General features: G+C 52.5%; 17 protein-coding genes, 6 tRNA genes, 3 rRNA genes and 1 pseudogene. 21 read left to right on the top strand and 6 right to left on the bottom strand.

The features are described 5' to 3' along the window. Position 1: 1 nt before the first annotated feature. The 4 genes from ACRQV7_RS09685 to ACRQV7_RS09670 all read left to right on the top strand — a co-directional run bounded on the left by ACRQV7_RS09685 (position 2) and on the right by ACRQV7_RS09670 (position 2,871). Entirely contained in the window at positions 2-1,294 is a 1,293-nt protein-coding gene (locus tag ACRQV7_RS09685) for a bifunctional folylpolyglutamate synthase/dihydrofolate synthase (RefSeq protein ID WP_444657961.1), read from the top strand. A gap of 156 nt (positions 1,295-1,450) precedes the next feature. Beyond that, positions 1,451-1,786 (top strand): STAS domain-containing protein, encoded by a 336-nt coding sequence (locus ACRQV7_RS09680; RefSeq protein ID WP_275714664.1) that lies wholly within the window; start codon positions 1,451-1,453, stop codon positions 1,784-1,786. After that, positions 1,770-2,219 carry an anti-sigma F factor gene (gene spoIIAB / locus ACRQV7_RS09675; RefSeq protein ID WP_275714662.1) on the top strand — a complete coding sequence of 150 codons (450 nt, stop codon included), beginning with the start codon at positions 1,770-1,772 and terminating at the stop codon, positions 2,217-2,219. Before ACRQV7_RS09680 ends, spoIIAB begins: the two co-directional genes overlap by 17 nt. A 1-nt stretch (position 2,220) precedes the next feature. Then, positions 2,221-2,871 (top strand): sigma-70 family RNA polymerase sigma factor, encoded by a 651-nt coding sequence (locus ACRQV7_RS09670; protein WP_444657960.1) that lies wholly within the window; start codon positions 2,221-2,223, stop codon positions 2,869-2,871. Between the two features lie 53 nt (positions 2,872-2,924). On the opposite strand, the gene metA is transcribed toward ACRQV7_RS09670, so the two are convergent. Then, positions 2,925-3,848: a homoserine O-acetyltransferase MetA gene (gene metA, locus ACRQV7_RS09665; protein ID WP_275714658.1), complete on the bottom strand. Its 924-nt coding sequence runs from the start codon at positions 3,846-3,848 to the stop codon at positions 2,925-2,927. 423 nt (positions 3,849-4,271) lie between these two features. Here metA and ACRQV7_RS09660 point away from each other — a divergent pair. From ACRQV7_RS09660 to ACRQV7_RS09615, 10 genes are all read left to right on the top strand, one after another. Then, positions 4,272-5,833, top strand: a 16S ribosomal RNA gene (locus ACRQV7_RS09660). Between the two features lie 256 nt (positions 5,834-6,089). Next, a tRNA-Ala gene (locus tag ACRQV7_RS09655) sits at positions 6,090-6,165 on the top strand. Positions 6,166-6,389: 224 nt separating this feature from the next. Next, positions 6,390-6,466, top strand: a tRNA-Ile gene (locus ACRQV7_RS09650). Positions 6,467-6,815: 349 nt separating this feature from the next. Beyond that, positions 6,816-9,647, top strand: a 23S ribosomal RNA gene (locus ACRQV7_RS09645). Positions 9,648-9,777: 130 nt separating this feature from the next. Then, positions 9,778-9,853 (top strand) — tRNA-Lys (locus ACRQV7_RS09640). Positions 9,854-9,914: 61 nt separating this feature from the next. Further along, positions 9,915-9,989: transfer RNA gene (locus ACRQV7_RS09635), tRNA-Glu, on the top strand. Positions 9,990-10,294: 305 nt separating this feature from the next. After that, a 5S ribosomal RNA gene (gene rrf, locus ACRQV7_RS09630) occupies positions 10,295-10,411 on the top strand. The 16S, 23S and 5S rRNA genes sit together here with 6 tRNA genes alongside, the layout of an rRNA operon. A 7-nt stretch (positions 10,412-10,418) precedes the next feature. After that, positions 10,419-10,494: transfer RNA gene (locus ACRQV7_RS09625), tRNA-Asn, on the top strand. 384 nt (positions 10,495-10,878) lie between these two features. Further along, positions 10,879-10,955, top strand: a tRNA-Ile gene (locus tag ACRQV7_RS09620). Next, complete coding sequence (locus ACRQV7_RS09615) at positions 10,955-11,134, top strand: hypothetical protein (RefSeq protein ID WP_275717584.1); 180 nt, start codon at positions 10,955-10,957, stop codon at positions 11,132-11,134. The genes ACRQV7_RS09620 and ACRQV7_RS09615 overlap by 1 nt, the downstream gene beginning before the upstream one ends. Positions 11,135-11,188: 54 nt before the next feature. Here the strand turns inward: ACRQV7_RS09615 and ACRQV7_RS09610 are convergent, their stop codons facing one another. Together ACRQV7_RS09610 and ACRQV7_RS09605 are read right to left on the bottom strand one after the other, a co-directional pair. After that, positions 11,189-11,383: a hypothetical protein gene (locus ACRQV7_RS09610; RefSeq protein WP_444657959.1), complete on the bottom strand. Its 195-nt coding sequence runs from the start codon at positions 11,381-11,383 to the stop codon at positions 11,189-11,191. Between the two features lie 218 nt (positions 11,384-11,601). Beyond that, the gene (locus ACRQV7_RS09605; RefSeq protein ID WP_444657958.1) at positions 11,602-11,874 is read right to left on the bottom strand and encodes a helix-turn-helix domain-containing protein; all 273 of its coding nucleotides are present in this window, start codon (positions 11,872-11,874) and stop codon (positions 11,602-11,604) included. A gap of 11 nt (positions 11,875-11,885) precedes the next feature. Here ACRQV7_RS09605 and ACRQV7_RS09600 point away from each other — a divergent pair, with 11 nt between their 5' ends. From ACRQV7_RS09600 to ACRQV7_RS09575, 6 genes and pseudogenes are all read left to right on the top strand, one after another. Beyond that, a complete protein-coding gene (locus ACRQV7_RS09600) occupies positions 11,886-13,100 on the top strand; it encodes an ABC transporter ATP-binding protein (RefSeq protein WP_444657957.1) in 1,215 nt (404 codons plus the stop codon). 175 nt (positions 13,101-13,275) lie between these two features. Continuing rightward, positions 13,276-14,601 (top strand): MptD family putative ECF transporter S component, encoded by a 1,326-nt coding sequence (locus ACRQV7_RS09595; protein WP_444657956.1) that lies wholly within the window; start codon positions 13,276-13,278, stop codon positions 14,599-14,601. Beyond that, positions 14,598-15,610: pseudogene (locus ACRQV7_RS09590) on the top strand (ATP-binding cassette domain-containing protein). Before ACRQV7_RS09595 ends, ACRQV7_RS09590 begins: the two are co-directional and overlap by 4 nt. Before the next feature lie 342 nt (positions 15,611-15,952). Further along, complete coding sequence (locus tag ACRQV7_RS09585) at positions 15,953-16,522, top strand: TetR/AcrR family transcriptional regulator (protein WP_275717587.1); 570 nt, start codon at positions 15,953-15,955, stop codon at positions 16,520-16,522. Between the two features lie 75 nt (positions 16,523-16,597). Continuing rightward, on the top strand, positions 16,598-18,961 hold the full coding sequence (gene lon / locus ACRQV7_RS09580) for an endopeptidase La (RefSeq protein WP_444657955.1): 2,364 nt from the start codon (positions 16,598-16,600) through the stop codon (positions 18,959-18,961). Between the two features lie 174 nt (positions 18,962-19,135). Next, positions 19,136-19,948 carry an alpha/beta fold hydrolase gene (locus tag ACRQV7_RS09575; protein ID WP_444657954.1) on the top strand — a complete coding sequence of 271 codons (813 nt, stop codon included), beginning with the start codon at positions 19,136-19,138 and terminating at the stop codon, positions 19,946-19,948. A 120-nt stretch (positions 19,949-20,068) separates the two neighbouring features. Here the strand turns inward: ACRQV7_RS09575 and nifU are convergent, their stop codons facing one another. The 3 genes from nifU to rnhA form a co-directional block, all read right to left on the bottom strand. Next, a complete protein-coding gene (gene nifU, locus ACRQV7_RS09570; protein ID WP_275717590.1) occupies positions 20,069-20,503 on the bottom strand; it encodes a Fe-S cluster assembly scaffold protein NifU in 435 nt (144 codons plus the stop codon). A gap of 42 nt (positions 20,504-20,545) precedes the next feature. Then, the gene (gene nifS / locus ACRQV7_RS09565) at positions 20,546-21,748 is read right to left on the bottom strand and encodes a cysteine desulfurase NifS (protein ID WP_444657953.1); all 1,203 of its coding nucleotides are present in this window, start codon (positions 21,746-21,748) and stop codon (positions 20,546-20,548) included. 97 nt (positions 21,749-21,845) lie between these two features. Next, entirely contained in the window at positions 21,846-22,283 is a 438-nt protein-coding gene (rnhA, locus tag ACRQV7_RS09560; RefSeq protein ID WP_444657952.1) for a ribonuclease HI, read from the bottom strand. A 385-nt stretch (positions 22,284-22,668) separates the two neighbouring features. Here rnhA and ACRQV7_RS09555 point away from each other — a divergent pair, with 385 nt between their 5' ends. Next, positions 22,669-24,726: a ribonuclease J gene (locus tag ACRQV7_RS09555; RefSeq protein ID WP_444657951.1), complete on the top strand. Its 2,058-nt coding sequence runs from the start codon at positions 22,669-22,671 to the stop codon at positions 24,724-24,726. Positions 24,727-24,746: the final 20 nt, after the last annotated feature.

Here is a 24,746-nt window from a genome sequence, read left to right as displayed (position 1 = left end):
AATGATAACGTATGAGGAAGCGCTTCAAAAAATAGAAAGCCTGCTCCGCTTCGGCTCCAGACCGGGCCTCGAAAGAGTGGAGAAGCTTCTTGCCCTGCTCGGAAATCCGCAGGACAGACTGAAATTCGTTCATGTGGCCGGCACTAACGGGAAAGGCTCCACCTGTGCGCTGATTGCTTCGGTGCTGAAAAAATCCCAGTATAAAACAGGGCTGTTTATTTCTCCTTTTGTCACGGATTTCTGCGAAAGAATGCAGATCAACGGTGAAAGGATCGGCCGTGAGGAGCTGAGCGCCCTTGTGGAAAAAATCTTTCCTCTTGTGGAGCGGATGGCGGAGAACGGCGAAATCATTACGGAATTTGAGCTGATTACCGCGCTGGCAATGGAGTGGTTCGCAGAGAGTCAATGCGATATCGTCGTGCTGGAGGTGGGTCTCGGCGGACGTCTGGACGCGACGAACGTCATTTCCACCCCGCTTGTGTCCGTCATTACGTCGATTTCTTTTGACCACACCGCGATTTTGGGCGATACCCTCGCGAAAATCGCCTATGAAAAATGCGGCATTATCAAGGAAAACGGCGTGACCGTGTGCTCGCCCGGACAGAATCCGGAAGCGCTTGCGGTCATCAGGAGTACGGCGGAAGAGCGCAAAAACCGCTTTGTCCCGGCCGATACGGACAGCGTGGAAGTGCTGTCCATGAATCTCAGCGGAACCGGGCTCGAGTACCGCGGGCTTCTGGTCAGCCTGCCTTTCCTTGGGGAGCATCAGGTCAAAAACGCGGTGACCGCGCTGGCCGTGATCGAGGAACTGAAAAAACAGGGGTACCATATTGCCGACCACAGCATTGAGGCGGGATTTTCCTCGGCAAGCTTCCCCGCCCGGATGGAGGTGCTTTCCGCCGACCCGCTGATCGTGCTGGACGGCGCGCACAATCCCGGCGGCACCGCCGTGCTGGCGAAAGCGGCCGGAAAATATTTCGGCGATCGGAAAATCATAGCCATTGTGGGCATGCTTGCCGACAAAGACGTTGCCGGCGCCGTACGGAATTTTACGGGGCTGTTTTCCAAAGTGTTTACGCTGGCGCCGCCCGGTCCCCGCGCACTGGACGCACAATCGCTCGCGGAACAGTTTCGCAAAATCGGTGCGGACGCGGAGCCCGCGCAAACCGCCGACGCGGCCCTTGCGAAAGCATTTTCCCTGCTGGATGGGAACAGCGCGCTGCTGATCTGCGGCTCGCTCTACCTTGCGGGCGATATCCGGCCGCGCGTCCTCAATCTGCTTTATTCAAAATAAAAACAGCCTGTCCGCAAATTTCGAGTAAAATTTTACACAAAAGCCCTTATCTTTATAGTTAAGGGCTTTTTTTATTGCCGATTTTCTAAATTCATGAATAACAAGTCTGAAATCTGCCGATACTAATTAGATTACATATATCATGGAGGGATCCGCATGGGTGTCAGATTAATACTGAAGGATGGCGAGATGACCGCCGTGCTGAGCGGCGAGATCGACCATCATTCCGCACGGGAAATCCGCGGCGCCATTGACGAGGCGGCGTCGAAAGTAAAACCGAAGCTGCTGACGCTTGATTTTTCAGGGGTGCAGTTTATGGACAGTTCCGGTGTGGGGCTGATTATGGGGCGCTGCAAGCTGATGCAGATTTGGGGCGGCAGTGTCAGAATCGCAAATCTACAGCCGAAAATAGAAAAAATCGTTTCGCTTGCAGGTTTAAACCAGCTATGCAGTATTGTAAAGGATGTGAAAATTCATGAAGCCAATGAATGAAATGACGGTCTCCTTCCCAAGCTGTTCGGCAAACGAATCCTTCGGCAGGGCGGCGGTTGCGGCGTTTGCCGCGCAGCTTGACCCTACGATCGATGAACTGAGCGATATCAAAACAGCGGTTTCAGAGGCGGTTACCAACTGTATTGTCCACGCCTACCGCAATACCATAGGGATCATATACATAACCTGTAAACTATACGAGAACGGCAGAATCAGCATCCGTATCCGCGACAAGGGCTGCGGCATCGAAGATATCGAACAGGCCATGCAGCCGCTGTTCAGCACTTCCGAGGACGAAGAACGCGCGGGGCTGGGCTTTGCCGTCATGGAGAGCTTCATGGATGTTCTGAGAGTGACCTCCAAGCCGGGGCGCGGAACGTCGGTCACCATGAGCAAAACCATCCAGCGCCGCCGGACGGAAAAAAACCATTAATATGGACAGAGAGCAAACAATCAGTGATAATATCGGTCTTGTGCATGCCTGCGTCAAGCATTTCAAAGGACGCGGGGTGGAATACGACGACCTTTTTCAGGCCGGTTGTCTGGGCCTTGTCAAGGCTGTGGACAATTTCGACAGTGAGCGCGGGGTCAAATTTTCCACTTATGCCGTCCCGGTTATTCTGGGGGAGATCAGGCGGCTTTTCCGTGACGGCGGCGCAATCAAGGTCGGCAGGGGGCTGAAAGAGCTGTCCATGCGCGCCGCGCGGGAATCGGCCGCGTTCAGCGAGCGGGAAGGACGCACACCGACTGTCGGCGAGCTTGCGGAGCTGCTGGATGTGGAACCCGCCGAGGCCGCTCAGGCGCTCGGGGCTTCCCAGCTTCCGCTTTCGCTCACCGCCTCTCCGGAAGAGGGGGGAGGCCAGATCGATGTGAGCGTGGAAAGCGGCGACGACAAAATCGCGGAGCTGCTTTCCCTGAAGCAGGTTGTCACGGAGCTTCCGCCCAAAGACCGAAGCATCATCGTTTTCCGCTATTTCAAAAGCCGGACACAGACGCAGACCGCGGAGGCGCTCGGCATGACGCAGGTGCAGGTATCCCGGCGCGAAAAAGTGATTTTGAATCAATTGCGTGAAAAATTGTCGTGAGTTTCAGCATAAACTGAGAAAAGAGCTCTCCGCCCGCGGGCGGAGAGCTCTTTTCAGTTATCGGTAAGATCTTTCAGGTCGTACGGCGTCTGCTGGTATACATAATAGTTCAGCCAGTTGATGAACAGAAGGTTTGCGTGGCTGCGCCACACAAAGGGCGGTTCCTGCGTAACGTCGTCATTCGGGAAATAATGTTTTGGAATATGCGGATGGATTCCTTTTCTCAGGTCCCGGAAATATTCATTGGCCAGCGTGTTGCAGTCGTACTCCAGATGGCCGGTGACAAAGAACTGCCTGCCGTTCTTTCTGGCGATAATATGGACTCCGGCTTCCTCCGAAGCGGTCAGGACGATCAAATCCTCTATTTTTTCAATGTCCTTTATCCTGACTTCGGTATTTCTGGAATGCGGCGAAAAGAAATTGTCGTCAAAGCCGCGGACCAGCGGATGCCGGCAGTCGAGCAGATGGTGAAGAAATACGCCGGAAAGCTTTTCGGGCAGCTGATATTTCGGCACTCCGAAGTGATAATAGAGTCCGGCCTGAGCTCCCCAGCAGATGTGCAGCGTGGAATAAACGTTGCGCCTGCTCCAGGCCATGATTTTGCAGAGCTCGTCCCAATAATCGACTTCTTCAAAAGGCAGGTTTTCGACAGGGGCACCCGTAATAATCATGCCGTCGAATTTTTCGTCCTTCAATTCGTCAAATGTTTTGTAAAAAGTATTGAGATGCGACGCCGAAGTATTCTTGGAAATATGCGTCGCCATCTGCATCAGTTCGACATCCACCTGTAAAGGGGAATTTCCCAAAAGCCGCAGAAGCTGCGTTTCCGTATCGATCTTTGTGGGCATCAGATTGAGGATTACGATTTTCAGCGGGCGGATATCCTGCGTGATCGCGCGCTGATGCGTCATAACAAATATATTTTCCGACTCCAGCACTTCCACTGCCGGAAGGTTTTCCTGTATTTTGATTGGCATAGTCTGCCCTCCTGTTAATAGAGACAATAGGTTTATTATACCAAACATCTATAAATCCTGCAATATACGGCAAAATCTTGAAAGTTTCATAAAATACTGAAAAAAGCGTTGACAATGTATAATGGAAGTGGTATTATAGTGAAGCCGTCGAAAAACGGGAACAAAACGCTTGACAAGTCCACTGAAATATGATAGACTTCAAAGCGTTCTCCTTGTACAGTTTGACGGAGATAGGACCTTGAAAATTAAACAACGAGAGAATTAAGGAACCCGTAATGAACTTGAGAGTATGGAAGTACTTTCGGACGAAGTTGGTTGTCACTTTAAAAGACAACGAGAATACACGCTTAGTGTATCGTATTTAGAGCTATTCAAAAACTCTGAGTATTATGATATAAACGCCTTCGGGCGATTATATACAATATTTTAGAGAGTTTGATCCTGGCTCAGGACGAACGCTGGCGGCGTGCCTAACACATGCAAGTCGAACGGAATTAAGTTTAACACCGAACGTTTTGTTTGGTGGCGACGCCTTACCGAACGGTGGGTGTTGAGCTTAATTTAGTGGCGGACGGGTGAGTAACGCGTGAGTAACCTGCCTTTCAGAGGGGGATAACGTCTGGAAACGGACGCTAATACCGCATGACATATTTGGGCTGCATGGTCCGAATATCAAAGGAGCAATCCGCTGGAAGATGGACTCGCGTCCGATTAGCTTGTTGGTGAGGTAAAGGCCCACCAAGGCGACGATCGGTAGCCGGACTGAGAGGTTGAACGGCCACATTGGGACTGAGACACGGCCCAGACTCCTACGGGAGGCAGCAGTGGGGGATATTGCACAATGGAGGAAACTCTGATGCAGCAACGCCGCGTGAGGGAAGACGGTTTTCGGATTGTAAACCTCTGTCCTTGGTGACGAAACAAATGACGGTAGCCAAGGAGGAAGCTCCGGCTAACTACGTGCCAGCAGCCGCGGTAATACGTAGGGAGCAAGCGTTGTCCGGATTTACTGGGTGTAAAGGGTGCGTAGGCGGCTCTGCAAGTCAGGCGTGAAATATATGGGCTTAACCCATAGACTGCGTTTGAAACTGTGGAGCTTGAGTGAAGTAGAGGTAGGCGGAATTCCCGGTGTAGCGGTGAAATGCGTAGAGATCGGGAGGAACACCAGTGGCGAAGGCGGCTTACTGGGCTTTAACTGACGCTGAGGCACGAAAGCATGGGTAGCAAACAGGATTAGATACCCTGGTAGTCCATGCCGTAAACGATGATTACTAGGTGTGGGGGGTCTGACCCCTTCCGTGCCGGAGTTAACACAATAAGTAATCCACCTGGGGAGTACGGCCGCAAGGTTGAAACTCAAAGGAATTGACGGGGGCCCGCACAAGCAGTGGAGTATGTGGTTTAATTCGAAGCAACGCGAAGAACCTTACCAGGTCTTGACATCCAACTAACGAAGCAGAGATGCATCAGGTGCCCTTCGGGGAAAGTTGAGACAGGTGGTGCATGGTTGTCGTCAGCTCGTGTCGTGAGATGTTGGGTTAAGTCCCGCAACGAGCGCAACCCCTGTGATTAGTTGCTACGCAAGAGCACTCTAATCAGACTGCCGTTGACAAAACGGAGGAAGGTGGGGACGACGTCAAATCATCATGCCCTTTATGACCTGGGCTACACACGTACTACAATGGCTGTTAACAAAGGGAAGCAAGACCGCGAGGTGGAGCAAAACCTGAAAAACAGTCTCAGTTCGGATCGCAGGCTGCAACCCGCCTGCGTGAAGTTGGAATTGCTAGTAATCGCGGATCATCATGCCGCGGTGAATACGTTCCCGGGCCTTGTACACACCGCCCGTCACACCATGGGAGCCGGTAATACCCGAAGTCAGTAGCCCAACCGCAAGGGGGGCGCTGCCGAAGGTAGGATTGGCGACTGGGGTGAAGTCGTAACAAGGTAGCCGTATCGGAAGGTGCGGCTGGATCACCTCCTTTCTATGGAGACATGAGCAGCTGAAACAAGCTGGTCAGACATCCAAGGTCAGTTACGGAAGACGAAATTCGAATCGTTGTTTAATTTTGAAGGCCCTGAGCTGAGCTCAGAGGCACGGCCCGCGGACAGCAGTCCGGGGAAAGTGTCTTGGCGCCGCGGGACGGTAACAACCGGCTTCCGGGGTGAGGAGCGAAGCGCAAAGCTTTCAGAAAAAAGTGGAAACAAGGGTAGAACACCTGAGTGAAGCTACCTGTATATGGGGGTTTAGCTCAGCTGGGAGAGCGCCTGCTTTGCAAGCAGGAGGTCAACGGTTCGATCCCGTTAATCTCCACCAGCGGCGAGTCGCCGCAGACAATTCGCGGGTAAGATTTGATGGAAACGTCAAATGAGCGCACGCGGAAAGAACTGCGGATCAGGATTTGCCAAAAAATCACGGAAGCGTGTTAAGGAACGCGTGCGGAAGGCGAGAGATTGCCGAAAGCTGAAGCGTGACGAAACACACTGCGTGTGCGGCTATATGGGCACAAGAATAACCGGATAGCCTCTGGCCAGAAATATGGGCTTATAGCTCAGCCGGTTAGAGCGCACGCCTGATAAGCGTGAGGTCGGTGGTTCGAGTCCACTTAAGCCCACCACGGGTAGCACCCGAGGCAAGGCCCGCCGTGTAACAACGGCAGGAAAGAATCGCGGTGCGGCGGGACAGTCGGAAGACGCTCCCGAAATCCCAAAGACAAATACATACGGTAGTTTGAATTCACTTCGGTGGAGGAAAGGGTATCGTGTGGCAAAGGCCGGCAGAAGGTGGAATCCGCGGCAGAACGGGTCTTTTGATCTGAGTGCTGTCCCGCGACGAAACGGCCTGCGGCCGTGTACATTGAAAACTGAATAAAGAAGAAGCAGATATTAAGCGAAAAATAACTTGTTATTTTTAGATTTAAAATCTACAATTTCAAATTTTTAAAGAAGAACCAAGAAAAAACACATGGTCAAGCTACAAAGAGCGCAAGGGGAATGCCTTGGCACTGGGAGCCGAAGAAGGACGCGACTAACTGCGAAAAGCTATGGGGAGCCGTAAGTGGGCATTGATCCATAGATATCCGAATGGAGCAATCCAACTGGAGTCATGTCCAGTTATCATACACTGAATTCATAGGTGTATGAGGGGAACCGCCTGAACTGAAACATCTAAGTAGGGCGAGGAAAAGACATCAAATGAGATTCCGCTAGTAGTGGCGAGCGAACGCGGAAGAGGCCAAACCGGGAGTAGCAATACTCCCGGGGTTCGGACAGCAACATGGACGCTGGAATTTAGCAGAATGGCATGGGAAGGCCAACGAAACAGTGTGAGAGTCACGTATGCGAAAAAGGAAAGCGCTTAGCTGTATCCAGAGTACCGCCGGACACGTGAAACCCGGTGGGAATATGGGGGGACCACCCTCCAAGCCTAAATACTACCCAGTGACCGATAGTGAAGAGTACTGTGAAGGAAAGGTGAAAAGGACCCCGGAAGGGGAGTGAAAGAGAACCTGAAACCTTGTGCTTACAAGCACCGAGAGCCCGTCAAAGGGTGATCGGGTACCTTTTGTAGAATGGTCCGGCGAGTGAATGTAACTGGCAAGGTTAAGTCCTTAAGGGACGGAGCCGCAGGGAAACCGAGTCTGAAATGGGCGTATGAAGTCAGTTGTATTCGACCCGAAACCGGGTGACCTACCCATGTCCAGGTTGAAGTGGGGGTAAAACCCCATGGAGGACCGAACCGACTCCTGTTGAAATAGTAGCGGATGAGGTGTGGGTAGCGGAGAAATTCCAATCGAACCCGGAGATAGCTGGTTCTCTCCGAAATAGCTTTAGGGCTAGCCTCGTATTAGATTACCGGAGGTAAAGCACTGAATGGTCTAGGGGCCGAAAGGCTACTGAAACCTATCAAACTCAGAATGCCGGATAATTGATGTACGGGAGTCAGACAGCGTGAGATAAGTTTCGTTGTCAAAAGGGAAACAGCCCAGACCCACAGCTAAGGTCCCCAAATATGGTTAAGTGGAAAAGGATGTGGGGTTGCACAGACAACCAGGATGTTGGCTTAGAAGCAGCCACTCATTAAAAGAGTGCGTAATAGCTCACTGGTCGAGTGACCCTGCGCCGAAAATTTAACGGGGCTAAATCATATACCGAAGCTTGGGATTCCGCAAGGAATGGTAGGAGAGCGTTGAATAAGGGGTGAAGTCAGAGCGGAAGCGCTGGTGGACTTTATTCAAGTGAGAATGCCGGAATGAGTAGCGAGAAATGTGTGAGAATCATATTGGCCGAAAGTCTAAGGTTTTTGGAGGAAGGTTCGTCCGCTCCAAGTAAGCCGGGAGCTAAGGTGAGGCCGAGAGGCGTAGCCGATGCACATACGGTGGAAATTCCGTAGCCGCCAAAAGATTTAAGTAAGAGGACACCTGCAAAGGGCATAACCCGGGCGATGGTTGACCCGGGCGTAAGGGACCGAAATTAGAGTAGGGAAGTATGCATAGAGCAGGGCGAGAAAAGTCTTATGGATATCTGAGGCGCCCGTACCGCAAACCGACACAGGTAGATAGGAAGAGAATTCCAAGGCCAACGGGAGAAGGGTAGTTAAGGAACTCGGCAAATTGACCCCGTAACTTAGGGAAAAGGGGTGCCACAGCAATGTGGCCGCAGAGAATAGGCCCAGGCGACTGTTTAGCAAAAACACAGGTCTCTGCCAAATCGCAAGATGAAGTATAGGGGCTGACACCTGCCCGGTGCTGGAAGGTTAAGAGGAGATGTGCAAGCATTGAATTGAAGCCCCAGTAAACGGCGGCCGTAACTATAACGGTCCTAAGGTAGCGAAATTCCTTGTCGGGTAAGTTCCGACCCGCACGAATGGTGTAACGATCTGGGCACTGTCTCAATTACCCGCCCGGCGAAATTGTAGTACCGGTGAAGATGCCGGTTACCCGCGACAAGACGGAAAGACCCCATGGAGCTTTACTGCAGTTTAATATTGGGTTTCGGTAATTTATGTACAGGATAGGTGGGAGACTGCGAAGCAAGGGCGCCAGCCTTTGCGGAGTCGCTGTTGGGATACCACTCTTAAGTTGCTGAAATTCTAACCTGCGGCCGTGAATCCGGCCGGGGGACATTGTTAGACGGGCAGTTTGACTGGGGCGGTCGCCTCCAAAAGAGTAACGGAGGCGCTCAAAGGTCAGCTCAGCACGGACGGAAACCGTGCCTTTGAGTGTAAACGCGTAAGCTGGCCTAACTGCGAGGGTGACGGCCCGAGCAGTAACGAAAGTTGGAGTTAGTGATCCGGCGGTATGAGAGTGGAATTGCCGTCGCTCAACGGATAAAAGCTACCCTGGGGATAACAGGCTGATCTCCCCCAAGAGTCCACATCGACGGGGAGGTTTGGCACCTCGATGTCGGCTCATCACATCCTGGGGCTGTATTCGGTCCCAAGGGTTCGGCTGTTCGCCGATTAAAGTGGTACGCGAGCTGGGTTCAGAACGTCGTGAGACAGTTCGGTCCCTATCTGTCGTGGGCGCAGGATATTTGAGGAGAGCTGTCCTTAGTACGAGAGGACCGGGATGGACGCACCGCTGGCGCACCAGTTGTCATGCCAATGGCACAGCTGGGCAACTATGTGCGGATCGGATAAACGCTGAAAGCATCTAAGCGTGAAGCCGGCTCCAAGATTAGATATCCCATAGCGTAAGCTAGTAAGGCCCCTTGAAGACTACAAGGTTGATAGGCTGCGTGTGTAAGTACGGTAACGTATTCAGCTTGGCAGTACTAATAGGCCGAGGGCTTGACCATATTTTTCTTGGCAACCCTCTATTTCTCATTCTGCTTCCCTCCCTTTATTCAGTTTTCAGTGTACAAAAGTACCTGAAAAGCAAAGAGCAGCGGATGAAAATCCGGAGCGTGCAGGCTCAACCTGCCATATGCACCATTAGCTCAGTTGGTAGAGCACCTGACTCTTAATCAGGGTGTCCCGGGTTCGAGTCCCTGATGGTGCACCATTAAGAAGTCGGAACGGGGGCTGGAGCCTCTGGCCTCTGCATCTGACTGTATGAAAGATATGGCCCGTTGGTCAAGCGGTTAAGACACCGGCCTCTCACGCCGATAACGGGAGTTCGATTCTCCCACGGGTCACCATTTTCTGTTCAATCGCAATTGGTTTTTGTTTCCGCTGAGCCGGAGAATCGAACTCCGGTCTTCCACAGGAAAGCAAGGGCAGAGATTTCAAGTGGCTGTCTGAGGTCATCGCCGAAGGCGTGTGCCGACTGCAAAGTCCTCCCACGGGTCACCATTTTCTGTTCAATCGCAATTGGTTTTTGTTTCCGCTGAGCCGGAGAATCGAACTCCGGTCTTCCACAGGAAAGCAAGGGCAGAGATTTCAAGTGGCTGTCTGAGGTCATCGCCGTAGGCGTGTGCCGACTGCAAAGTCCAAAAGTAAATAAGTTGGTGCTGATGACGGTGAGGGTCCACCCGTTCCCATCCCGAACACGGAAGTTAAGCTCACTGGTGCCGAAGATACTTGGCTGGTAACGGCCCGGGACAATAGGAAGGTGCCAACACAAATAATCCTCAATAGCTCAGCCGGTAGAGCATGCGGCTGTTAACCGCAGGGTCGTTGGTTCGAGTCCAACTTGGGGAGCCAGAGAAGATCACCAGTCGAATGATTGGTGGTCTTTATGTTTTATCCGCATATCCTGAAGGAGATTCAGGGCGTTAAGGAAACACCCCCCCTTAGATTTGTTTGGGCCTTGGATCAAGAGACGGGCTAATCCGGAGAGACGAAGGAATCTGTTATTAAGATAATAAAGAAGTTCTTTATATTTTCACGTATCTGAGAGAAAGCCGATCGACGTGGCTGTATTGATCTGCACCTTTTATTCAGTCTCTGCAACGAGGTGATCGCTTATTTGATGACAGCGTTTGGGTTGTAAAAATTACAACTTGAGATTGCATTTTATACGGATTTATGGTATTATATTCAAGCGCTTTGTTAGGCAGAATTCTTTTCTGCCCTTCGTTTTAATACGGGCCATTAGCTCAGTTGGTTAGAGCAACCGGCTCATAACCGGTCGGTCCAAGGTTCGAGTCCTTGATGGCCCACCATGAAAAAGCCGCATCAGATAGCCATTTGTGAGCTGTTTGATGCGGCTTTTTTTATTGCGCACTCTGCTAAAGAAATTTTACGTTTTGCTAAAGTAGGCGGGAGTCTTGCGAAAAGCACCAAAATCGACGGATATGAGCTCGATGAGAAACGGCGTGGGAAAAAGAAAATAATATTTTAAACAGCAAACAGCGCACAGATTTTTGAAGTCAGTGCGCTGTTTCTCGTTTCCGCATTAAGCTGCCGATACTTTAACATATTCTCTCAGGCAAAGACTGTCCTCAATAATATACCATTTCATCTTGTTTTCCGGCAAGGTCCCATCTGACATTTCCCGGATAAAGGGATGCTCTAAATAAGCATTCCAGATATCCATGACCGAATCTGTCATTTGCGGTACAAATCCCATGTTATTTTCCTTCCTTTGCATCAATATGGCTCCCGTAGGAATGTCCACCAAAGTCCATTGACGATATTGAGGATATTACCCGGTATGACACTTATGCCACCGCCTTGAAATTTTTATGTAGCAACACGAAACGGAAAGACGAGGTTAGGGGAGTCGAGCAAATCCATGAAAATGTTTACAGTATTTTGCAACAAGAACAGAGGGAGCAAACGCAAAAGGAAAAGAATATGGAATTGTAATCATTTCATAATCTTTATATATGGGGGTGTGGTTCCTTGGCGCTCCCACATAGCTTTTCGGTATTCCAGGGGCAATATGCCCTTGGCACTACGGAACAGTTCGGCGAAATGCCCGGCGGCGGTATAGCCCACAGCCTTTGCCACCTCTCCTACTGGCAGGTCGGTATAGGCCAACAGATGCTCCGCCTGGTCAATGCGTACCCGCTGGATGTAGTCGGCCACAGTGCAGTCAAAGTAGCTTTTGAAACAGCATTTGAGCTTGGTTGTACCCATACAGGCGATCTTTGCCAGCATTTCGATGGAGAGAGAATCGGCAGGTCAATGTCTACGGCATCCGAAAGAACCGGGCTCGGGAGGAAAATGTCAGCGTCATTACCGAGTATCTCACCGGCAGCCAGACCCTTCGCTCCTATGCGCTGGTAGGCACCAAGAATGAATCGGTGACCGAGGCCATGCGGGAATATTCCAATGTCAGTTACGAATATGAAAAGGCAATTCTGCCAATTGGATTCGGTTTTGTCTTCTGCAGCTATGTGGCGTTGGCGGCGGCCATCATCCTGTCGGTGCAGGGCTGGCTTTCCGGCGCGCTGGAGCCGGCAGCTGTGATTTTACTTATTATGCTGCCCATCTTTGTGGCGAAGCTGAACCTGACTCTGTTTATCGACCTGACAGCCTACCGCAATTTGCTTATCTCCAAAAAGAAGATCAGCGGCATCCTTGCAGAAGAGGAGGAACCGGCCGAAGATGCTTCCTTCTTCCCCAAGAACGCCGAGATTCGGTTTAAGGACGTGGACTTTTCCTATGTGGAGGGAAAGCCGGTGTTGCAAAGGGCCAGCTTTACCATTCCCGCGCGCAGCCTTACCGCCGTCGTCGGCGACTCCGGCGCGGGCAAATCCACCATACTCAACCTGATCTCCAAGTATTACGCGCCCCAGCGCGGGAGCGTCACCATCGGCGGCTGCAACATTGCAAACGCTCCATCCGAGCAGGTACTGTCGTATATCAGCCTGGTGGATCAGGATGTATTCCTCTTCAACGATACGGTCCGCAATAACATCCGCTATGCCCGGCCGGGCGCCACTGATGCGGACATTGAGGCAGCCTGCCGTCTTGCCAACTGTGACGGTTTTATTCAGGCGATGGAACAGGGCTACGACACCGGGATCGGTGAAAACGGAAACCGGCTCTCGGGCGGCGAGCGCCAGCGGCTCAGCGTGGCGCGGGCCATTCTGAAGGACAGCCCCATCATTTTGCTGGATGAGGCCACCGCCTCTCTGGACATTGAAAACGAACTGCTGGTGAAGCAGGCGGTGACAAATCTGCTGGGTGCCGATAAGACCGTGGTGATGATTGCCCACACCCTGCCCATTGTAAAGCACGCCGATAGAATTCTGGTGCTGGATAGCGGCCGCGTGGCAGAGAGCGGTACCCATGACGAGCTGGCCGCCGCCGGCGGGAAGTATGCGGCCATGTGGGCGGCGTCTCAGACGCTAAGATAGAGAGGCACGTTCCAAACGGACGCTTTTTTATCACATTTGGACGAACTCCGTCCGCCCCAATTGCGAAACCGCATACTATTCTGTATGATAAGTTTTGGGTTAGCAATGCCTAACCGGATATATATTGCCTCTTTCATGGATACAGGATGGGGCAATGGCAAGAGGAGGTTTCTACATGGTAAATCAAAAAGTTTCCAATCAAAAGGGACTGACGGTCAAAGACCTGGTGACTACCGGTATTTTTGTAGCGCTCATTTGGGTGACGATGCTGACCGGCGGTCTGCCCTTTGCGCCGAATCCACTGCTGACATTTTATATGCCTTTGGGCAGCGCGCTGCTGGGTGGTCCTGTCTTTCTGCTGCTGGTGGCCAAGGTGCCCAAGCGCGGCCCCATTCCCATCGTCGGCATTTTGGCCGGTCTGATTTTTTTTGCCACCGGTATGCACTGGGACATGGATATAGAATATGTTCTGGGCGGTCTTCTGGGAGATCTGATTGCCGGAACTAAAAAGTACCGCAGCGTGAAGCTCAACATCGTGGCGTATATCTGCCTGTGTCTGGGAGCTACCGGCACCTACATAGCGTTTTTTGCGGATCCCACTGCGTGGAGCAGCCTGATGCTGGGTGGAGGCACGGCCCAAAGTTATCTGGACGCCATGAACGGCGCGGCGCAGGGGTGGATGCTGCCGGTGATCCTGCTGGGCACCGCTGTGGTTGGCGCTTTCAGCGGCTTCGTGGGCGGCAAACTGTTGAAAAAACAGTTTGAAAACCGGCATTACCGCATGAGCGATGGAACAAAAGCGGGACTGCGGTTTGACCCGAGGACAAAACTTCTTTTACTGCTTTTGACCGTACTGGGCGCCACTATGGCGCCCAGTCTTATGTATGAGATAGGTCTGGTGGTGCTGGTGGCCTTGATGGCGCTGGTGTGCGGTGAGTGGAAAAAGGCCGTCCTCGGATTCACGGCTTACGTACTTTTCTACCTGCTGACCCTTGCCGTCACGCGGACAGATGGTTCGTCACTCCAAACCACGCTAATGGCTTTTCTGGGCCTCTTCCATAAGGTCTATCCCTGCGGGTTCCTTGCGGGGATTATGATTGCCACAACAAAAGTAAGCGAGTTTCTCTCCGCCATGAGCCGTATCCACGCGCCGAAAAAGCTGGTGATCCCTTTCGCCGTGATGCTGCGCTATATGCCTGCCATCCGCGAAGACTGGCATTTTATCAAGGACGCCATGCGGCTGCGGGATGTGTCCCCCAGCCTTGCGGGACTTCTGACCCACCCGGTCAGGACGGTGGAGTGCCTTTATGTTCCCCTGATGATGGCGGCCTCCAAGGCGGCGGACGAGCTCTCCATCGCCTCGGTCACCCGGGGGATTGAAAATCCCCGCCCACGCACCTGCCTGGTGCAAATCCGTTTTCGGGCGGCGGATCTGCTCGCTGTTGTATGCTTCACTGCGTATTTTGCGGCAGGACTGTTTTGGAAGGATGTGTTTTTATGATCGAGTGGAAGGACGTTTCCTTTACCTACCCCGGTCAGGAATCCGATGGGCTGCAGCATGTAAACCTCAGCATTTCCCCGGGTGAGTGCGTGCTGTTCTGCGGCCGCAGCGGCTGCGGGAAAACCACCATGCTGCCGGGGAGAAGCAGAAAATCGCTTTCGCCTCCGTCTATGCCATGAACCCGGACATCTATTTGCTGGATGAACCCTCCTCCAATCTGGATATGGACTCCATTCGCGCGCTCAAGGAGTACTTAAAGCTCATCAAGGCCCAAGGGAAAACCATCCTGATTGCGGAACATCAAAAATGTGCGGAATGCGCATAGGCACCGATGCTGGAACTGAAAAATGTAAGGCTATGCTACCCAAAAAAAGCGGTGCTGGAAAATATCTGCCTGCAGGCCGCCCGCGGTGAAATCATCGCCGTGGCGGGGCACAACGGTACCGGCAAGACCACCTTCTCCCGGGCTCTCTGCGGTCTGCACAAGGGCTGCGAGGGGGAGTTCCTTTGGGGAGGGAAGTCCCTCAGCGCTAAGACTCGCCGAAAACGGTCTTATCTCGTTATGCAGGATGTGGGATACCAGTTGTTTGCGGAAAGTGTGGAAAAGGAGTGCGTGTTCGGAATCAAGAACCCGGATGCGGCGCTGGCAGACAGGACGCTAAACGAACTGGGGCTTTCTTCTTTCCGGGAGAAGCATCCAAACACCCTGTCCGGCGGGCAGAAGCAGCGGCTGGCTGTGGCGGTGAGTATGGTGTGCGGCAAGGATATTCTGGTGTTCGACGAGCCGACCAGCGGCCTCGATCACGACAGCATGATCCGGGTGGCAGCCCTGATGGAGCGGCTGGCAAAGCAGGGCGGCGTCGTGTTTGTGGTGACCCATGATTATGAGCTGGTCTGCCGGGTCTGTACCCGGGTTGTCCACTTTGATGAAGGCGAAATGCCGGACGATCTGCCTGTTACGACGGAGAATGAGGGAAAAATACGGGAACTGTTTGGTCTTCAACCATAACCATTGACATTTATGTTTCAAGGCTTGTGTTCTCAAAGAAGAGAGCGCAGGCTTTTTCTATACTGCCGAAACTTGCAGTGACTCGCCGGAGACACCGGCTGACAGTAAAATCAAAAAGTAACAAGTGACGCCTGCAGCTGGCATCACTTGTTATGCTTTGGGGTGCGGCTGGTATTATGGCCCCTGGGGCTGTTGTTCATATCCCACGTTTTGCATGAGCCCTGATTTTAGAATCTTCACAAATATTTAACAGTTTAAAGAGTGTCGGCACTTGACAATAAATGAATGATCGTTTATTATAATAGTAATCCTTCCGCTTTATCAAAAATTTTGGTGGTGCGTATGAGAAAAAAAGATGATGAAAAACAGAGATGTATTAAAACCGCAGTTGTTGAATTAATTTTAAAAGAAGGATTTCAGGGCGCGTCCATCTCTAAAATTGCCCATGCCGCGGGAGTCTCTCCGGCGACGGTGTATATTTATTATGAGAACAAGGACGCGATGCTGCGCGATATTTATCAGGAATATGCCGAAGACACCTTTCAATATCTGCTGGAATGCTTAAACCCGAATATGGAGGGCGAACAGATCATTGAAGAACTGATCCGCAGCTATTATTCCTATATTGTTGAGAATCAGGAGATCTTTCACTTCATCGAGCAGTTCAGCACCTGTCCCGCCCTTCAATCCGGATGTGGGTTTATGAAGGGACCGGGAAACCTGAACCAACTGCTCACGGATTTGAAGAGGAGACGAATTCTCAATAATTACAGCAACGATAACCTGTACGCCATTCTGTTCTCTCCGGTGAAAACCATTGCCGTGAAGCACTGTGACTCCGAGGAGGCCGCAAGAGACCGTCTGGACGAATTAATTGCGATTATTCAGAAAGCATTAATCAGAGGCTATTAAGATTCAAAATCCACCCTGTTTTATTTACAAAGATTATAAACGAACATTCATTTATAAAAAGAAAGGATACTGTTTATGTTGATAATACCAATTGAAGATCTCGTTCTACTGCCCGGTATGGTTTATCCGCTGGCATTCAGCCGGTTAAGCGAAGAGGAGCTGTCCGTCCTGCAAAATAAAGATCAGAAAATCGCAGCGCTGCCGTTAAAGCGTCGGGTGGACAGAAAGGAACTGGAGACGGAGGATTTCTATAAAATAGGAATTGCGCTGCAGGTGCTGGATATTATGTCCGGCGAAAAGGGCCATCTTGTTAAGGTAAAGGCAATGAGCCGTGTGGAAGTCTCCGATCTTGTGATTCGGGAAGACGTCATCACAGGCAATACCGTTGATATTCCCGAAGTCATTGACCTCAATGAAAACAGCCAGAAAGAAATGGCAAGCTATATTCAGAACATCGCTCACCAGATCGGAGCGAATTTCAAGAATTCCGGCGGCGTCATGAAGGCTATCGATGAAATCAGGGACCTGAATGTGCTGATTGGCTACATATGCCAGTTCCTGCCGTTTTCCAGACAGGAAAAGTATATCCTGATGGAAACTTCTTCCCTGAAAGACCGCGGCTTGACGTTTATCGATTATTTCCTCCATTACAAAGAGGAAATAAAGCTTCAGATTGAGATGACGGAGCGCTTCTCCGAAAAGGCAAACAAAAACTACCGCGAGGCGGTCCTGCGCGAGCAGCTTCAGGCCATTCAGGAGGAGCTGAACGAAGGAAAGCCGGAGTCCGCGAAAAAAGGGAAGGACTACAGAACCCGCATTGAGAACGCGCATATGCCGGAAGAAATACGGCAGGCAGCTCTGGAAGAGCTAAGCAAGCTGGAAAGCCAGAATCCCGCGAGTGCGGATTACAACGTCATTCAGAATTATCTTGACCTGCTGGTAGAGCTGCCGTGGGAGACGAAGGAAGAAAAGCCCGTGGATATCAGGGAAGCCCGCCGCATTCTGGACGAGCAGCACTACGGCCTTGAAAAGGTAAAGGACCGCATCATCCAGCAGTTGGCGGTGCTGCATCTGAAAAAGGATAAGCAGGGTTCCATCCTGCTTCTGGTCGGACCTCCCGGTACCGGGAAAACCAGTCTGGGACGGAGCATTGCCGAAGCGCTGGGCAGAAAATATGTCCGGCTCAGCCTTGGGGGAATCCGCGACGAGGCGGAAATCCGCGGACATCGCAGAACCTATATCGGCGCAATGCCGGGACGGATTATCCAGAGCATGAAGAAAGCCGGTACCATGAACCCGGTCATGGTGCTGGACGAAGTCGACAAGCTGATGACAGGCTATAACGGAGACCCGGCAAGCGCATTGCTGGAGGTTCTTGACCCGGAGCAGAACGATACCTTTACGGATCATTACCTTGACCTTCCCTACAACCTGTCCAACGTCTTTTTCATCGCGACGGCAAACTCGCTGGAGACTATCCCCGGACCCCTGCTGGACCGGATGGAGGTCATTCAGCTTTCCAGCTACACCTCAAGTGAGAAATTCCATATCGGGAAGAACCATCTCATTCGCGAAGCGCTGGAAGAGCACGGCCTGACCGAAGACGACGTGCAGATCAGCGACGAAGCCCTTCGGAAGATCATAGCCGATTATACCATGGAGGCCGGCGTCAGAGGGCTGAAGAAAAGGCTGGATTCCATTGCGAGAAAAGCGGCGGAGAAAATCGTTCTTGGGGATGTCGAAAGGCCTTACACCGTTTCCGCGGACGATCTGGAGGAGATTCTGGGCAGCAAAATGTCGAGACACGACGTTGCTCAGGAAATGAATCCTCCCGGAGTGGTTACCGGTCTGGCATGGACGCCGGTGGGCGGGGAAATCCTGTTCATTGAAGCGACCGAGATGCCCGGCAACGACCAGATCATCCTGACCGGCCAGCTGGGGGACGTCATGAAGGAGTCCGCAAGGATTTCGCTCAGCCTGCTGAAATCCCGTCTGCCGGTCAATGCGATCAAGTTCAAGGAAAAGGATATCCATATCCATGTGCCGTCCGGCGCCGTGCCGAAGGATGGGCCCTCGGCGGGCATTACGCTCTTTACGGCCCTTGCCTCTCTGATTACCGGCATAAAAGTCGATTCCAGACTGGCTATGACGGGTGAGATCACTTTGAGGGGCACGGTGCTTCCGATCGGCGGGCTGAAAGAAAAGCTTCTGGCCGCGGAACGCGCCGGAATCAGAAAGGCGTTGATTCCAAAGGACAATGTGGCGGATTTGAAGGATATTCCCGACGAAGTCAAGGAAAAAATCCGGATCGTCGCGGTAGAAACCATAGAGGACGTCCTGCGGGAAGCGCTGGGCATTGCTCTGCCAAAGCCGGAATACGTAATACCGGACCCACGGTTCTTTACCAGGCTGAAGGAGCAGCGCAGCGAAATCCACTGATACAGCTACGACATTATAGGATATAGGCTGACCGGTTAATCGACAGATGCGCTTTTAACCGCGCAGGCAATAGGAACCCCCGGCTTTTTACAGGCCGGGGGTTCTTTTGGGTTGACGGCAAACATAAATATTCCTGTAGGCAATCGGGATCAATATGGGATTGAAGGTGATTGTGTGGGGTATTACGTATCGGTAGAGCAGAACGTCAATATTTACGTTGAAGATTTAAACCCGGCCGGGAATAAAACCATTCTGTTTGTTCACGGCTGGCCCGGAAATCATAATCTGTTTGAATACCAGTTGAACCAGCTTCCCAAGCTGGGGTACCGCTGTGTGGCCATCGACTGCCGGGGCTTCGGAATGTCCGACAAGCCCTGGAGCGGGTACGACTATAACCGGCTGGCCGACGACGTACGCGCCGTGATCGATGCTTTCCAGCTGAAAGACATTACGCTGGGAGGGCATTCCACGGGCGGAGCGATCTGTATCCGCTATATGGCCAGGCACAACGGGTACGGCGTGTCAAAGCTGGCTCTTTTTGCCGCGGCCGCGCCCAGTCTCATTCAGCGGCCCTATTTCCCGAATGGGCTGAAGGAACAGGCCGTGCTGGATATCATTCAGGGTACTTACACGGACCGTCCTAAGATGCTGCGGGATTTTGGGAATATGATCTTTTTCCACCGCGTCGGCATTCCGCTGTCCGACTGGATTTTCCAGCTGGGGCTGCAGGCTGCGAGCTGGTCGACCGCTGCCATCGCAAATACGTGGATCAAAGAGGTTTTGTTCGACGACATGGCGAAGATCAACGTTCCGACCCTGATTTTACACGGCCTGAACGACCGGGTCTGTCTGTATCCGCTGGCCGTCGCGCAGAACCAGGGGATCCGGAATTCAAAGCTGGTTCCTTTTAACCAGTGCGGTCATTTCCTTTTCTACGATCAGATGGAGCAGTTCAATAAAGAATTGATCGCCTTTACAAAGAATTGACCGGGCCCGAACGGGTACAAAGCAAAGAGCCGGAAAGAACGTCAAACCACGTTCTTTCCGGCTCTTTGTGTAATTTTATTTTCGGTGTTCTGTAATAAACTCTTTTTGCAAGGCATCTTCTTAGTGCAGGTCGCAGGCGCAGGACTCACACTCCGGAATCTCGCCGACCAGCGGGCCGGGGTCAATCCCTTTCTTTTTGTAATAGTCCGCGACAGCGGCTTTAATTGCCTGTTCGGCCAATACGGAGCAGTGCACCTTGACCGGCGGAAGGCCGTCCAGCGCTTCCATAACCGCTCTGTTTGTCAGCTTTAAGGCGTCCTCGATTTTTTTCCCCTTAATCAGCTCGGTCGCCATGGAGCTGGTCGCGATCGCGGCGCCGCATCCGAAGGTCTTGAACTTTACGTCCGAAATGACGTCGCCGTCAACCTTAATGTACATCCTCATAATATCCCCGCACTTCGGGTTGCCGACTTCGCCGACACCGCTTGCGTCCGGAATTTCACCGACGTTGCGCGGATTCGCAAAATGGTCCATCACTTTTTCGCTGTATGCCATGTTCATTACCTCTCTTAGTAATTATAAATAGGAACCTGTTCCTTAAAAAATGTTCTGAGAATAGGACTTCTGTCCGGAGACGATTTCTTCCCACAGCGGGGACATGGAACGGAGATACTCTATGATTTTCGGAAGCACCTCCAGAATATAATCAACGTCTTCCTCCGTGTTCTGTTCGCTGAAGGTGATTCTCAGGGAACCGTGGGCAATCTCATGGGGAAGGCCGATCGCCAGCAGTACGTGGCTTGGGTCGAGGGAACCGGAGGTGCAGGCCGAACCGGAGGAAGCGCAGATTCCGTTCAGGTCAAGCCTTAACAGAAGCGATTCGCCCTCAATGCCCTCAAAGCACATGTTGATATTGCCCGGCAGACGTTTTACCCGGTCGCCGTTGATGTGGGAACGGTCGATTTTCAGCAGCTCGCCGATCAGCCTGTCCCGCATCTTTGTGAGGCGTTCGGCACGCTCGTCGATGTTTGCGCAGGCTTCTTTCAGCGCAACGCTCAGGCCCACGATTCCGGCGACGTTTTCCGTTCCGGCTCTGCGGCCGCGTTCCTGCGCGCCGCCGTCGATCAGGTTCGGCATTTTGATGCCGTTGCGGATATACAGCGCGCCGACGCCCTTCGGCGCGTGGAATTTATGGCCGGAAAGAGACAGCAGGTCGATATTCTGCTTCTTCACATCGATGTGGAGGTTGCCCACTGCCTGCACCGCGTCGGTGTGAAAAATCACGCCGTGCTTTTTGCAGATGGCCCCGATTTCGGCAATCGGCTGGATGGTGCCGATTTCGTTGTTCGCGTACATAATGGAAACGATCGCAGTATCGTCACGGATGGCCGCTTCCAGCTCTTCCGGCCTGACAAGGCCGTCGCTGTGAACGTCCAGATAGGTGACCTCAAAACCCTCTTTCTCGAGCGCTTCGCAGGAGTGGAGGATCGCGTGATGCTCAAACTTGGAAGTGATAATATGTTTCTTGCCTTTTTTCGCCTGCTCGTGGGCAACGCCCTTCAGCGCCCAGTTGTCGCCTTCGCTGCCGCCGGACGTGAAAAAGATTTCATTCGGCAATGCGCCTAAGCACTGGGCGACGGTCTCCCGCGCCTGCTCAAGCGGCTTTTTGGCCGTCCGTCCCACAGAATACAAACTGGAGGGATTTCCATAATACTGGGTATAGAAAGGCTCCATCGCTTCCAGAACGGATTTGGAAACAGGAGTCGTCGCGGCGTTGTCCGCGTAAACAAAACGTGCCATCTTATCACCTTTACTTAATATATTATTGAATTGATAGGAATATGTCCTGCACATAATATACACCAAATTGGTATATGTTTCAATAGTCTAACGATGATTATTTGAATTTTTCTGCCCCGGCTACGGCAAGCCGGTCGCAGCGTTCGTTTTCCGGATGGCCGGCATGTCCCTTAATCCACTGGACGGTCACCCGGTGCTTTTCGAGAAGCGCCAGCAGCGTTTCCCACAGGTCCGGATTGAGAGCGGGCTTTTTGTCGCCCTTGCGCCAGCCGTTTTTTCGCCAGCTTTTTGCCCATCCCTTACTGATCGCGTCGCAGACATACTTGGAATCGCTGCACAGGATCACCTCGCAGGGCTCCTTTAACAGACGGAGCGCTTCAATGACCCCGGTCAGCTCCATCCGGTTGTTGGTCGTGTCGGCCGCGCCGCCGCTGATTTCCTTTTCGACGCCGTTGTACCGAAGCACGGCTCCCCAGCCGCCCGGGCCCGGATTTCCGCTGCAGGCGCCGTCGGTATAGATTTCAACCTGTTTCATGTGAACCATCCTTTAGTATAACCGAATATTTTTTCTATTATATCATACCGACTTTCTACAAACAATGTCAACTTTGGTTTAGGATGTTCTTTTTTGGCCATAATATAAATTATCTGCACGAAGACGCAATCGCTTGACAGTCATAACGAATCAAGGTACAATGATAACGATATTTGTGTCCGGATTTATTTTTTATATTGCATTATATTTAGACATTAAATATATTTGAAACCGCATTTTCTGCGGTTGACTCTGCTGCCTTTCGCAGCTGCCCGCGCAGTGCGAAGGAAGCGAAAAATCGAACAGGGAGAAACCACGCCCGCTCAGGCACCGTTTGCCGGCGGACTTTATTGGTTGCACCCTAATTCACAATGGAGGTTATTTCGTGTCAGAAAAAAATCAAACAAATTCCGCGGAGCCAAAGGAGCCAAAGGAGAGCGCAGAAAAGCGCCGCGGCGCTTCGGGCGAGGGCCGCTCTTCTCTTTATCAAAAGGTGGTACCGCCGCAAAGACCGGCACGCAGGCCGGAACCGGCGGCGAAGAAGAAGCCGCAGAAGCCTGCGGACCAGGTCATCGGCGGGGAGGCCGTTCCGGTAAAGGAGCCTGCCGCCCAGTCCGCTGCTCAGCCCGCAAAACCCAGACGGAGACGCCAGCCGCAGAAGCAGGCCCAGCAGAGCCCGTCAAAGGCCCCTCAGGTACTGGCGCAGCTTACCAGGCAGAAATCGGCGCAGCAAAAAAAGACAAGCCAGCGCCAGCAGGGTAAACGGGGCAGGCAGGGCCAGCAAAAGCCGTCGATCAAAGCGTATTTTCTCGGCGGATTAAATGAGATCGGAAAGAATTTCACACTGTTTGAATGTGAAGACGATATGATGATCGTCGACTGCGGCATGGCTTTCCCGGACGGGGATATGCTCGGCGTCGACCTGGTTTTGCCTGATTTCACTTTTGTGGAACGCAACGCCGATAAAATCCGCGGAATCGTGCTGACCCACGGCCACGAAGACCATATCGGAGCGATGCCCTATCTGCTGAAAAAAATAAATCTGCCCGTTTACGGCACTCCGCTGACCCTCGGCCTTGTGGAAGGCAAGCTGAAGGAGCACGGGCTGTCCAATAAGGCGAAGCTGAACGTCGTCCACCCGGGCAGTCAGATCAAGCTCGGCTGCATGACGGTCGAACTGATCCATGTCAACCACTCCATACCGGATTCGGTTGCTTTGGCGATCCATTCCCCGGCGGGCACGATTGTCCATACCGGAGACTTTAAAATCGACTGCACCCCGGCGCAGGGGGACATGATCGACCTCGGCCGTTTTGCCCAGCTTGGGCAGGAGGGCGTTCTGGCTCTGTTCGCGGATTCCACAAACGCCGAAAGGCCCGGCTACACCATGTCGGAGAGCAAGGTGAACGATTCCTTTGAACGCCTGTTCAAGCAGGCGGAAAACAGCCGGATCATCATTGCCACCTTTGCTTCCAATATCAGCCGCGTACAGCAGATCATCAACTGCGCGGTCAAGTACGGGCGCAAGGTCGCCCTTTCCGGACGCAGCATGCTCAACGTAATGGGCATCGGCGTGGAGATGGGGTATCTGGAGGTTCCCGACGGGGTGCTGATCGACCTTGACCTGATCAACCGGTATCCGAAGGATAAGATCGTTCTGGTTACCACGGGCAGCCAGGGCGAGCCGATGAGTGCGCTGACCCGCATGGCTTTTGCCGACCACCGCAAGGTGGAGGTGGGCCCCGGGGACTTTATCATCATTTCCGCGCGGCCGATTCCCGGCAACGAGAAGACGGTCGGCACGGTGATCGACGAGCTGATGAAGCGCGGCTGCCAGGTGGTCTACGAATCCATGTACGAGGTGCATGTTTCCGGCCACGCCTGTCAGGAAGAGCTGAAGCTGATGCAGGGGATTACCAAACCGAAATTTTTCATTCCCGTTCACGGCGAGCAGAAACACCTGCGCAAGCACGCGGGCCTGGCCTACGCCATGGGTAAGAATGCCGCGGACGTGTTTATCGGCGATATCGGCGACGTTCTGGAACTGAATCAGGATTATATGAAAAAGCTTTCCTCCGTTCCGGCCGGCAGGGTGCTGGTGGACGGCCTTGGCGTCGGGGATGTGGGCAGCATCGTGCTGCGCGACCGCAAGCATCTGGCCGAAGACGGCCTGATCGTGGTGGTCTGCACCATTTCTCAGGGCGACGGGCATATTGTTTCCGGGCCGGACGTTGTTTCCCGCGGATTTGTCTATGTGCGCGAATCCGAACCATTGATTGACGAGGCGAAGGTACTGGTCAATTCCGTACTCGAGAACTGCCTTGAAAATAAGATCCATGACTGGGGCACGCTCAAGACCAAAATCAAGGATGAGCTTTCCCGCATGCTCTATGACCGTACAAAACGCAGTCCGATGATCCTTCCGATTATTATGGAAGTTTAGGTTGAAACGCCAAAGGGGTA

Origin of the sequence: Caproiciproducens lactatisolvens, assembly GCF_052443335.1 — a bacterium.
In the GTDB taxonomy this organism is placed as follows: domain Bacteria; phylum Bacillota; class Clostridia; order Oscillospirales; family Acutalibacteraceae; genus Caproiciproducens.
Note: the sequence above shows the minus strand (reverse complement) of the source record. Positions and strands in the feature narration are given on the sequence as shown.